Raw genomic sequence first — 10,768 nt, forward strand, 5'->3', positions numbered from 1 at the left:
CGGACCGCCGGTTCCGGGAGCGACGCGCCAGACATGAACTACCGACACGCCTTCCACGCCGGCAACTTCGCCGACCTGCAGAAGCACGCGATCCTGCTGGCCCTGCTGAAGGCCCTGACGGCCGACGAGACGCCGCTGTCGGTGATCGACACCCATGCCGGGGCCGGGGCCTACGACCTGCGCGGCGACATGGCCCAGCGCTCGGGCGAGGCGGCGGCGGGGATCGGGCGGCTGCTGGCGATGTCGGACGCACCGCCGGTGTTCGCCTCGCTGGTGGCGGCGGTGAAGGCACTGAACGGCGGCGGCGCGGGATCGCTCTATCCGGGCTCGCCGCTGCTGGTCGCCCGGCATCTGCGCAAGACCGACCGCTACACGGCCTGCGAGCTGCGGCCCGACGATTTCGACAGCCTGCGCCGCACCCTGGCGCCCTACGCCTTCGCCCAGGCGGTCAAGGACGACGGCTACGCCACGGCCGTCGCTAGGGCCGGCAAGGAGGGGCGGACGTTCGTGCTGATCGACCCGCCGTTCGAGCGCAGCGACGACTACGCCCAGATTGTCGCCACGACGAAGGCGGTGCTGGCCAAGGACAAGGACGCGGTGATCGCCGCCTGGATGCCGCTGAAGGACCTGGAAACCTTCGACGCCTTCATGCGGGCGATGGAAACCGTCACGAATGACGCGCTAGCTGCCGAGCTCCGGCTCCGGCCGTTGACGGATCCGATGAAGATGAACGGCTGCGCGATGGTGATGGTCGGGGCGCCCAAGTCCACCGAAGGCGCGATCGCCGGGGTCACGACCTGGCTGGCCGACAACCTCGGCGACGCCGGGGCCAAGGCGCGGATCTGGCGCGCGTGACCTCGGGCCAGCCCAGCTTTCGGGAAGCGTTCTGGGTCTGGCTCAAGGTCGGCTGCCTGGGCTTTGGCGGTCCTGCGGGGCAGATCGCCCTGCTGCACCGCGAGGTGGTCGAGCGGCGCGCCTGGGTCGACGAGGAGCGCTTCGCCCACGCCCTGAGCTTCTGCATGCTGCTGCCCGGCCCGGAGGCCCAGCAGCTGGCCACCTGGCTGGGCTGGCGGCTGCACGGCGTGCGCGGCGGGATCGCGGCGGGGCTGCTGTTCGTGCTGCCGGGTCTGGCGGTGATGCTTGGTCTCTCGGCTCTCTACGTCGCGCACGGCCGCGCGGCCTGGGCGGGGCCGGCCCTGCTGGGCTTGAAGGCGGCGGTGGTCGCCCTGGTGCTGCAGGCCCTGCTCCGCATGGGCGGGCGGGCGATCAAGGGCGTCGCGGGATGGTGGGCCGCGGGGTTGGCCTTCCTGGCCCTGACGTTCACCGTGCTGCCGTTTCCGCTGATCATCCTGGCGGCGGGGGCGGTCGGCTGGGCTCTGGGCGGCGGGCCGGTCGTGGCCGCGACGCCCGAAACGGCCCAGCGGCCCGCCTGGCGCACGGCCCTGGTTTGCCTAGCGGTCTGGCTCGCGCCGGTGCTGCTGGCCCTGGCCGTCGCGCCCGGATCGACCCTGGCCCGGATGGGCGGGGTGTTCAGCCTGCTGGCGGTGGTCAGCTTCGGCGGCGCCTATGCGGCTCTGGCCTATGTCGGACAAGCGGCCAGCGCCTTCGGCTGGCTGGCGCCGGGCCAGATGCTGGACGGCCTGGGCCTGGCCGAGACCACGCCTGGGCCCCTGGTGCTGGTCCTGGTCTTCGTCGGCTTCGTCGGCGCCTATCAGAGCGCGCCGCCGGAGTGGGCCTGGATCGCGGCCCTGGCCGGGGGGCTGATGGCCGCCTGGACCACCTTCGCGCCGTCGTTCCTGTGGATCTTCGCTGGCGGGCCTTTCTTCGAGCGCCTGCGCTCGCGCCCTCGGCCGGCCCGCGCCCTGGCGCTGGTCTCGGCCGCCGCCGTCGGGGTCATCGCCAATCTGGCCGTCTGGTTCACGGTCCATCTGCTGTTCCGGGTCGGGGCGGTTCACACCTGGGGACCGCTGCGGGCCGAACTGCCGGACGTCACCAGCGTCAACCTGCCGGCGGCGGGCCTAACGGTCCTGGCCTGCGGTCTGGTGTTCGCCTTGCGCGCGCCGATCCTGGCGGTGGTGGGGGCCATGGTCGCTGCAGGTCTGGCGCTGAGCGCGATCGGTCTGATTTGAGTCTTTGATTCGATTGGGGCCGCGATTTTACGACTCGGTCGGTTCGAAAACCGTGTTATGCTGCACTGCAACAAAACGGTTGTTGGAGCTCGGCCATGACCCTGTCGTTCCTTCCCGAAATCCCCAAGATCGATCCTGAAAAAGGCCCGCACCTGATGGCCGGCGCGGCCTCGCCGCTGTGGCTGATGTTCGGCGGCGCGGCCATGGCCGGCGCCACCTGGTGGTGGTGGTCGGCGCGCTGGCGCGAGGCCGTCAATGTCGAGGCCCTGATGGCGCCGGCCCTGGCCAAGGCCATCCCCGCGCCAGAGCCCGTCGAGCTGGCTCCCGAACCGGCCGTCGAGGCGGTGATCGATCCGGTCACCGAGGCCCCGGTCCTGGCGCCGGTCGCGCTGGAGACGCCCGAACCCGTCACCGCCGCCGCGACGGCCGCGACCGAAGCCGTCGCCGAGGCCGTCCAGGAGACGCTCGACACCGCCGAGACCGTGGCGGCCGAGACGAAGGAAACCCTGGAAGCCGTCAGCGCGCCGGTCGTCGAGGCCGCGGTCGAGACCGCCAAGTCCGCCGGCGACGACCTGACCCAGCTGGTCGGCATCGGTCCCAAGCTGGCCGCCTCTCTGGCCGACCTGGGCGTCACCCGCTTCTCCGAAATCGCCGCCTGGGGCCCGGAACAGCTGGCCGACTTCAACGCCAAGCTGGACCTCAAGGGCCGCGCCGAGCGGGATGCCTGGGTCGCCCAGGCCAAGCGGCTGGCCGGCGACTAGCTAGTCCAGCCCGAACGCCGCCAGCAGCCGGTCGGCCGCCGCCGAGGCGGGCAGGTCTCCGGCCCGCACGGCCTGTTCGATGTCGGCCGTGATCGCCGCCACGGCCGGCGCTTCGCGGAAGGCTTCGGCCAGGCGATCCTGGACCATGGCCCACATCCAGCGGCTGTCCTGGTCGGCCCGCCGTGCGGCGCGAGAGCCGTTGGCGGTCATGATCTCGCGGTGGCGCCGGATCTGGGTCCACAACACGTCGAGGCCCGCGCCGGTCAGGCCCGAGGCCGTCAGCACCGGCGGCGTCCAGTCGGGCAAGGCGGGCGTCAGGATGTGCAGGGCGTTGCGGTAGTCGCGGGCCGAGCGCTCGGCCTTGGTCGGATCGGCGTCGGCCTTGTTGATCACCAGCAGGTCGGCCAGCTCGATCAGGCCCTTCTTGATGCCCTGCAGCTCGTCGCCGCCGCCGGGGATCAGCAGGGCCAGGAAGATGTCGACCATGTCCGACACCACGGTCTCGGACTGGCCCACCCCCACCGTCTCGACGAGGATCACGTCGAAGCCGGCCGCCTCGCACAGCAGCATGGCCTCGCGGGTCTTGCGCGCCACCCCGCCCAGCACGCCGCCGGACGGCGAGGGGCGGATATAGGCGTTGGGATCGACGCTGAGCCGCTCCATGCGGGTCTTGTCGCCGAGGATCGAGCCGCCGTGGCGTCCGGACGAGGGATCGACCGCCAGCACCGCCACGCGATGGCCGGCGGCGGTCAGCATCGTCCCGAAGGCCTCGATGGTCGTCGACTTGCCGGCCCCCGGCACGCCGGTGATCCCAATCCGCTGGGCCTGCCCGGTGCGCGGCATCAGGCGTTCGAGCAAGGCGCGGGCGGCCTTCTGGTGATCGCGGCGACGGCTCTCGACCAGGGTGATGGCGCGGGCCAGGGCGGCGCGGTCGCCGGTGACCAGGCGCGTCTCTAGGTCTGTGATGTCGATGGATGGCTGCAAGGCTTCGTCGGAGCTCAGGCTGGCGACCGTGGGGCCGCCCTCGTCCTTCGACAAGCTCAGGATGAGGGCTATTGGCAAGGCCCTTCAGTAGAAATCCTCATTCTGAGCTTGTCGAAGGACTGGGATTTCGGCTCCTCAGAGGACGACGGCGGTCCCGGAAACCGAAACCATCATCATCGAGCCGTGCGGGCCCACGGTGTTATAGTCGAGGTCGACGGCCACGATCGCGTTGGCGCCCAGCTTCTCGGCTTCCTTGACCAGGTTCTTCATGGCGTCCTCGCGGGCCCGGGCCAGAACCCGCTCGTAGGACTTGGAGTGGCCGCCGATGAAGTCGCGGATGGCGGCCATCAGGTCGAGCACCACGTTCGCGCCAAGGATCGACTGGGCGTAGATCGCGCCCTTGTAGTCCTGGACCGGCCGTCCTTCGATGAAGGGGGTGGTCGAGATCAGCATCGACAGAGTCCTCGTCAGCCGCGTCAAGCACCTCGGGCGCTCGCCGTTAACTTAAGCACAAACGGCCCGCTTCGCGAGGGGCTCCCTCGGAGCGCGAGCGATTTGCGCCCGGCTTTCGCCTGACACGCGAAACTATGCCGTGGCCACTTCCTGCGCGCCCATGGTTAAGGCAGATTGCAGCCGTACCGCTGCTGGGGGCCGCCGGGTGATCTTCGCCAAATCGCATCTCGACCTGCACAACATCCGCAACAACGTCGCGCGGGTGAAGAAGCTGTCGGACAACGTGGTCGGCGTGGGTCCGCTGGGCATCGGTCTGGACGGCCTGCTGACCTGGATTCCGGGGGCGGGCGAGCTCTACAGCCTGGGGGCCGGCGGGCTGATCGTCTGGGACGCCGTCCGCGCGCGCTCGGCGCCGATGATCGTCATCCAGATCATGGCCATCATCCTGGTCGACACCGTGGCCGGCGCCGTGCCGGGCGTGGGCAAGGTGGCCGACATGCTGTTCACCGGCCACAAGTGGTCGGCCGACATGCTGACCAACCACATGGACGACACGATCTATTTCGAAGGTACGCGCAAGGACGTGCAGGGCACGGCCGAGTACCGCGACCTGCTGGAGCGCATCCGGGCCGGCAAGGAAAAGCGCCGCGTCGTGTTCCTGGGCTAGAGACAACCAACTTGGCGGTGGAGCGTTGACCCTGGCATGACCGAACGCACCGCAGAGGCTTATGTCGTCGATGAGGGTCCCGCCAGCCACAGGCATCGGGCTCACCAGGCTTGGCGCTCGGCGGAGACGATCAAGCGTCTTTCCGACCGGCTGATCGGTCTGGGTCCGTTCGGTCTGGGGATCGACGGCGTGCTGTCGTGGGTGCCGATTCCGGGCGTGGCCGCGCTCTATAGCGGCGCGGCCGGGCTGATGTTGATGGGGCACGCCTTCAAGGCGAAGGCCTCGGCCGCGACCCTCGCGCGGATGGCCGTCTATCTCGTCGTCGACACCTCGACGGACACGATCTGGGGGATCGGCTCGATTGTCGACACCCTGTTCCCGGGCCACCTGATGGCCGCCAAGGCCCTGCAGAAGGACATCGAGTCCAGGCACGGCCTGCCCGACGAGATCGACGCCAAGACCCGCAAGAAGCGGAAGGTGAAAAAGACCGGCCGCTAGCCGGCCGACTGGGCGTCGATCAACGCCTTCACGGCGCGTTGCATGGGCCGCGGGTCGCCGGTCGTCGCCAGCCATAGGGTCGCGCCCTCCAGCCGCGCCAGCGTGTCGGCGGCGACGGTCTGGGCTTCCTCGACGCCGAGGCCGGGCTCGAGGATCGCCGCGATGCGGTCGCGCTGCCCGGTGAAGAACCCCTCGACCGCGGTCCTGGCCTCCGGCGTCTCGCCCGAAACCCCATAGGCCAGATGCAGACCCACGCAGCGCTTGGTCCGCGTCAGGGAGCCGGCGATGCGCTCGACGATCTCGGCATAGTCGGCGCGCCAGTCGCCGCCCGGACGGGGCAGGCCGGCGAAGGTCTCGTCCAGGGTCACCGTCAGCACCTCGGGCACCAGGGCCTCCTTGCTGGGGAACCGCGTGTAGAGGCTGGCCTTCTTCAGGCCCACGCGCTCGGCCAGGTCCTGCATCGAGGCGCCGTCATAGCCGTGCTCCCGAAACAGCTCGCGGGCTTCGAGCACGATGTCGCCCAGGGTCGCTTTCATGTCGTCGCTTTCATTTTCGCCTCTTTACATCCGACCGATCGGTAGTATTTATGTTTCCGACCGGTCGGTCGTATTTGAGCACGACCACCGGCTTCGTCAACCTTTTCGGACCCAGGAGCCGATCATGTCCGTCGCCGAAACCTCGCCCCGCGGCGTCAGCCGCCGCCTTGCCCTGCTGGCGCCCCTTGCTGGATTGGCCGGCGTGGCCCTGGCCGATCCAGCCGCCGCCGCGGGCGCCGCGCGGACCGTCCAAGCCGCCAAGATCCACTATCGCCGGCAGATCGTCGGCGAGGTCGACGTGTTCTACCGCGAGGCCGGTCCCAAGGACGCGCCGGTGATCCTGCTGCTGCACGGCTTCCCGACCTCCGGCCACATGTTCCGCGACCTGATCCCGCACCTGGCCGGCCGCTACCGGGTGATCGCCCCCGACCTGCCGGGCTTCGGCCAGACCAAGGCCCCGCCGCGCGGCCGGTTCGACTACACCTTCGACAACCTGGCCAAGGTGGTGGACGGCTTCACCCAGGCCCTGGGCCTGTCGCGCTACGCGATCTACGTCTTCGACTACGGCGCGCCCACGGGCTTCCGCCTGGCCGCCGCCCATCCCGAGCGCGTCACGGCGATCATCACCCAGAACGGCAACGCCTACGAAGAGGGGTTGAGCCCGGCCTGGGCGCCGCTGCGGGCCTACTGGGCCGATCCGGCGCCGGCCAACCGCGAGGCCCTGCGCGCCATGCTGACGCCCGAGATGACCCGCACCCAGTACCTGGCCGGCGCCGACGCCAGCCTGGTCTCGCCGGACGGCTACGAACTGGACACCGCCTATCTGGCGCGGCCGGGCCAGGACGACATACAGCTGGACCTGTTCCGCGACTACCGCACCAACGTCGCCTCGTATCCGGCCTGGCACGCCTATTTCCGCGACCACAAACCGCCGATCCTGGCCGCCTGGGGCCGCAACGACATCTTCTTCCTGCCGCCCGGCGCCGAGGCCTTCAAGCGCGACCAGCCCGAGGCCGAGGTGCGTTTCTTCGACGCCGGCCATTTCGCCCTGGAGACCCACAGCGCCGAGATCGGCGCGCTGATCGTCGACTTCCTGGGCCGCAAGGCGGCCAGGACGGCGTAGGCGAGGTCAGCCGCCGCGTCGGTCGTCGGAGGCCGGTCTCTGGTCGTGGAGGCTGGCCTCCAGGCGACAGCTGATCCACCACGCCGCCGTCAGCAGGCCGGCGACGCAGGCCAGGGCCAAGCCGGCGCGGGCGATCCGGCTCATGCCGGAGACGTCCCGCGCGGCGCGCGAGCGGGCCGTCGACGGCCATAGGCGATCATCCACACGCCCAGGCCGGTGAGCAGGCCCAGTACGGCGCTCAGCGGCCACAACAGCGCGGCGTCGGCGCCGTGCCAGCCGGTCAGCTTCACCGCCACGGCCGCGCCGGTGACGGCGCCGATCAAGCTGGCGAGGCCGCGGTGATGGCGTCCGAACTGATGCAGGCAGGCCCAGGCGCAGGCGGCGCAGAACACGTAGGGCCAGCCCAGCACCGCGCCGAACGGCAGGGCGGTGATCGCCGCCGAGGCGGCCGTGGCGGCGCGCTGGGCGAGCGCCGTGGCGTCGTCGGTCCAGATCATCGTCTGCGACAGGACCACGGCGGGAAAGGCGAAGGCGAAGACGATCGCGGCGATGATGCGCGAGAAGCTGGTCGTCTCGCGGGCGAGGGGCGGAAGCATGGGCGGCGCCTTGGCGGTTGAGGTCGGGAGGCCTCATCACGCGCCGCGCCGGTGCGTCCTCGGTCGGGGTCTTGTGGGAGATGTGGTCAAGAGACGGTGCAGGGTTGGGGGGCTCTCGTGGTCGCCCTCAGGGCCTGACAATGTCCGCTTTCGGCATCAAGATCGCTGGCTCAAATCGACCCCTAGCGAACCTGAAACCCGATAACGACCCAAGCTGAATCGAGGTTTACGAGCATCGTCGCCAGCGCCTCGCCGCCCTCCGACGTACGGGATCAGCTGTCTGGCGCGTCAAGCAGATCGCGCACTCGACCCGCGAGCTGATCGAACGTGAAGGGCTTCGGAAGGAGCTGGACGCCGGGATCCAGCCGTCCGTGGTGGACGATGGCGTTGCGGGAGTAGCCCGTCGTAAACAGCACCCTGAGGCCAGGTCGCAGCTTCTGGGATTCGTCGGCGACAACACGCCCGCTACGGTCCGGCAGCACGACGTCGGTGAAGAGAAGATCGATGCGACTATCCGACGCCAGCACCGCTAGCGCCGCCTCCGCCGTCGACGCCTCGATCACATGGTACCCGAGTTCCTTCAACATCATCACGCTGTTGGCGCGGACGTCAGGATTGTCTTCGACCACGAGGATCGCTTCTCCCTCGCTGGCGGGCGGTTGATCCGCCTCGTCCTCATCCGGCTGGACCTGCATCTCGCCGATAAAGCGTGGAAAGTACAGTTTGACCGAGGTTCCCTGGCCTTCCTCGCTGTAGATGGTCACATGGCCGCCGGACTGCTTGACAAAGCCATACACCATCGAGAGCCCCAAGCCGGTTCCGCGGCCGACCTCCTTGGTCGTGAAAAACGGTTCGAAAACCCGGCCGATCTTGTCTTTGGGAATGCCCGACCCGGTGTCGCTGACCGAGATCATCACGTATTGGCCCGGCACCACCTCCGCATCTTTGCTGGCGTAGGCCTCATCCAGGTAGGTGTTGGCGGTCTCGATCGTGAGCTTGCCGCCCTCGGGCATGGCGTCCCGGGCGTTGACGGCGAGATTGAGCACAGCGCTTTCCAAATGGTTTTGGTCCACTTCGACGGCCCACAGCCGCGGCGACAGCACGCCCTCCAAATCGACCTGCTCGCCAAGGGACCTGTGCAGCAGCTCCGTCATCTCGCGCACAAGCGCGTTGAGGTCCGTGGGGGTGGGCTCGAGCGGCTGTTGTCGAGAGAACGCCAGGAGCCGCGACGTCAGGCCCGCGGCTCTCTCCGCGGCATGGCGAGCCATGTTGAGAGCGCGGGTGATCCGGGCGGTGTCCGTGGGCTTGCTGCGACCGATCGTGTCGAGGCCGCCGATGATAACGGTCAGCAGATTGTTGAAGTCGTGGGCGACCCCGCCGGTCAGCTGACCCACGGCCTCCATCTTCTGTGATTGGAAAAGCGCCCTGCGTGTTTCCTCGAGCGACTGCTCGGCTTCCCTGCGCTGTGTGTTGTCACGGGTAATCTTCGCGAACCCAACCAGTTCGCGGCGTTCGTCGCGGATGGCGTCGATGATGACGTGCGCCCAGAACTTGGATCCGTCCTTGCGGACGCGCCATCCTTCCGTTTCCCAACGGCCCTCCCGTTCGGCGGTCCGCAAACCCTTGGTCGGCACGCCCGCGATCTGCTCATCCTCGGTGTAGAAGCGGGAGAAATGCTCGCCAATGATCTCCTCGGCCACGTAACCCTTGATGCGCTCGGCTCCAACGTTCCAGCTGGAGACTCTGCCCGCCGGATCGAGCATGTACAGGGCGTAGTCAGTGACGCCTTGAACGAGGAGTCGAAACTGTTCTTGGCTACGCTTTAGCGCCTCTTCCGCTTCACGCCGCTCCGTCAGGTCGCGGGTGATCTTCGCGAAGCCCACGATCTGGCCTTCGCTGTCGCGTATGGGGTCGATGACCACATGAGCCCAGAACCGCGTGCCGTCCTTTCGCACCCGCCAGCCTTCGCGCTCGAAGTGCCCCTCCTCGGCGGCCAGACGCAGCGCCGTGGCCGGCAAGTCGGCGGCGCGATCCTCGTCCGTGTAGAAGGTGGAGAAGTGGCGCCCGACGATCTCCTCCGCCGTATAGCCCTTGAACCGGGCCGCGCCGGGATTCCAGCTCGACACCACGCCCTGCGGATCCAGCATGTAGATGGCGTAATCGGTGATGCCTTCCACCAGGAGGCGATAGCGCGCCTCCTCTGACATTGCGCTAGAGACGGGCTTGGGCTCCGACAAAAAGGCTCTCCGTCGCGCGACGATTGCAGGGTCAACGCAGAAGGCCTTCCTCCTGCAGGATGTACGTGGGCTCACGGGCGTCTGCGGCCGGCCGCCCCAACCAAACTCCGGTCGGCGTTCTTGGTTCACGGCCAGACGCCAGAGCAGGCTCGCCATCAAGGTTTCAAGGCGCGGCCTCGCCGCTGGCGAAGGGCAGGCGCTTCCTTCACCCTCTCCCGAAGGGGAGAGGGTGGGTTCAAGAGGTATCCATGCTCGGCGGATAGCGAACAAACTCCGGCGATTTCAACGCCCTGAACTTTCTCGACCCGATTTGGTCCTCACCCTCCCGGATCGCCCGTATCCTGATCCCACCTGAAAGCACGGGAAGGGCGCACGTACGGCGACCGATGCGGCTTTCGGGGGTGGTCGAGCGGGAGGCGTTCGTCGGTGGTCTTTGGTGACAGCCTTCGCGACGGCTCTGGGCAGGTGCCTTGCAACACAGGACGAAACCCAGGCGGCGAGGGATCGGCGGACGCGGCAGGCCTGGGCTGAAATCGCCCAGGTGGTCCAGGGAACGCCAATTCCCTGCCCGTCGGGGGCCTCCATCGGAGCGGGTTAAAAATCCGCGATCCGAAGGCTTCCGGATAACGGCCGCGCGAAGCGCCTGAACTTCGTCGAAACGGTATTCAAAACTGCAAATCATCCGGGCGAGGCCCGGGCGCTTCGCACCCTTCCCAGCAGGCTCAGCGGGTTTCCCGTGTGAGGACAAGAAGCCGTGCCGCCAAAGTCCCTCCCCCTGTGGGGG

General features: G+C 68.6%; 12 protein-coding genes. 6 read left to right on the forward strand and 6 right to left on the reverse strand.

The features are described from left to right. Positions 1 to 33: 33 nt before the first annotated feature. The 3 genes from rlmJ (at position 34) to AC1DYP_RS22400 (ending at position 2,890) form a co-directional block, all read left to right on the forward strand. On the forward strand, positions 34 to 855 hold the full coding sequence (gene rlmJ, locus AC1DYP_RS22390; protein ID WP_477048194.1) for a 23S rRNA (adenine(2030)-N(6))-methyltransferase RlmJ: 822 nt from the start codon (positions 34 to 36) through the stop codon (positions 853 to 855). Then, entirely contained in the window at positions 852 to 2,129 is a 1,278-nt protein-coding gene (chrA, locus tag AC1DYP_RS22395; protein WP_477048195.1) for a chromate efflux transporter, read from the forward strand. The genes rlmJ and chrA overlap by 4 nt, the downstream gene beginning before the upstream one ends. Before the next feature lie 95 nt (positions 2,130 to 2,224). Continuing rightward, the gene (locus tag AC1DYP_RS22400; RefSeq protein ID WP_477048196.1) at positions 2,225 to 2,890 is read left to right on the forward strand and encodes a hypothetical protein; all 666 of its coding nucleotides are present in this window, start codon (positions 2,225 to 2,227) and stop codon (positions 2,888 to 2,890) included. Here the strand turns inward: AC1DYP_RS22400 and meaB are convergent, their stop codons facing one another. Next, a complete protein-coding gene (gene meaB, locus AC1DYP_RS22405; protein ID WP_477048203.1) occupies positions 2,891 to 3,874 on the reverse strand; it encodes a methylmalonyl Co-A mutase-associated GTPase MeaB in 984 nt (327 codons plus the stop codon). A 135-nt stretch (positions 3,875 to 4,009) separates the two neighbouring features. Continuing rightward, a complete protein-coding gene (locus AC1DYP_RS22410; protein WP_056438632.1) occupies positions 4,010 to 4,327 on the reverse strand; it encodes a heavy metal-binding domain-containing protein in 318 nt (105 codons plus the stop codon). 160 nt (positions 4,328 to 4,487) lie between these two features. Between AC1DYP_RS22410 and AC1DYP_RS22415 the strand changes: the two genes are divergently transcribed. Further along, positions 4,488 to 4,994 carry a DUF4112 domain-containing protein gene (locus AC1DYP_RS22415; protein WP_477048197.1) on the forward strand — a complete coding sequence of 169 codons (507 nt, stop codon included), beginning with the start codon at positions 4,488 to 4,490 and terminating at the stop codon, positions 4,992 to 4,994. 36 nt (positions 4,995 to 5,030) lie between these two features. Then, entirely contained in the window at positions 5,031 to 5,492 is a 462-nt protein-coding gene (locus tag AC1DYP_RS22420; RefSeq protein ID WP_477048198.1) for a DUF4112 domain-containing protein, read from the forward strand. On the opposite strand, the gene AC1DYP_RS22425 is transcribed toward AC1DYP_RS22420, so the two are convergent. Beyond that, complete coding sequence (locus AC1DYP_RS22425) at positions 5,489 to 6,028, reverse strand: TetR/AcrR family transcriptional regulator (RefSeq protein WP_477048199.1); 540 nt, start codon at positions 6,026 to 6,028, stop codon at positions 5,489 to 5,491. The two genes, AC1DYP_RS22420 and AC1DYP_RS22425, sit on opposite strands and share 4 nt — an antisense overlap. 124 nt (positions 6,029 to 6,152) lie before the next feature. On the opposite strand from AC1DYP_RS22425, the gene AC1DYP_RS22430 reads away from it, so the two are divergent. Further along, positions 6,153 to 7,151 (forward strand): alpha/beta fold hydrolase, encoded by a 999-nt coding sequence (locus tag AC1DYP_RS22430; protein ID WP_477048200.1) that lies wholly within the window; start codon positions 6,153 to 6,155, stop codon positions 7,149 to 7,151. Between the two features lie 6 nt (positions 7,152 to 7,157). Here AC1DYP_RS22430 and AC1DYP_RS22435 read toward each other — a convergent pair whose 3' ends face one another. From AC1DYP_RS22435 to AC1DYP_RS22445, 3 genes are all read right to left on the reverse strand, one after another. After that, entirely contained in the window at positions 7,158 to 7,295 is a 138-nt protein-coding gene (locus tag AC1DYP_RS22435; RefSeq protein ID WP_477048201.1) for a hypothetical protein, read from the reverse strand. Then, positions 7,292 to 7,747, reverse strand: a complete 456-nt coding sequence (locus AC1DYP_RS22440; RefSeq protein WP_477048202.1) for a hypothetical protein — start codon at positions 7,745 to 7,747, stop codon at positions 7,292 to 7,294. Before AC1DYP_RS22440 ends, AC1DYP_RS22435 begins: the two co-directional genes overlap by 4 nt. A gap of 272 nt (positions 7,748 to 8,019) precedes the next feature. Beyond that, positions 8,020 to 9,954, reverse strand: coding sequence for a hybrid sensor histidine kinase/response regulator (locus AC1DYP_RS22445; protein WP_477048204.1), 1,935 nt, complete (start codon positions 9,952 to 9,954; stop codon positions 8,020 to 8,022). Positions 9,955 to 10,768 lie beyond the last annotated feature (814 nt).

It is taken from the genome of Caulobacter sp. P1_D6 (assembly GCF_056406095.1).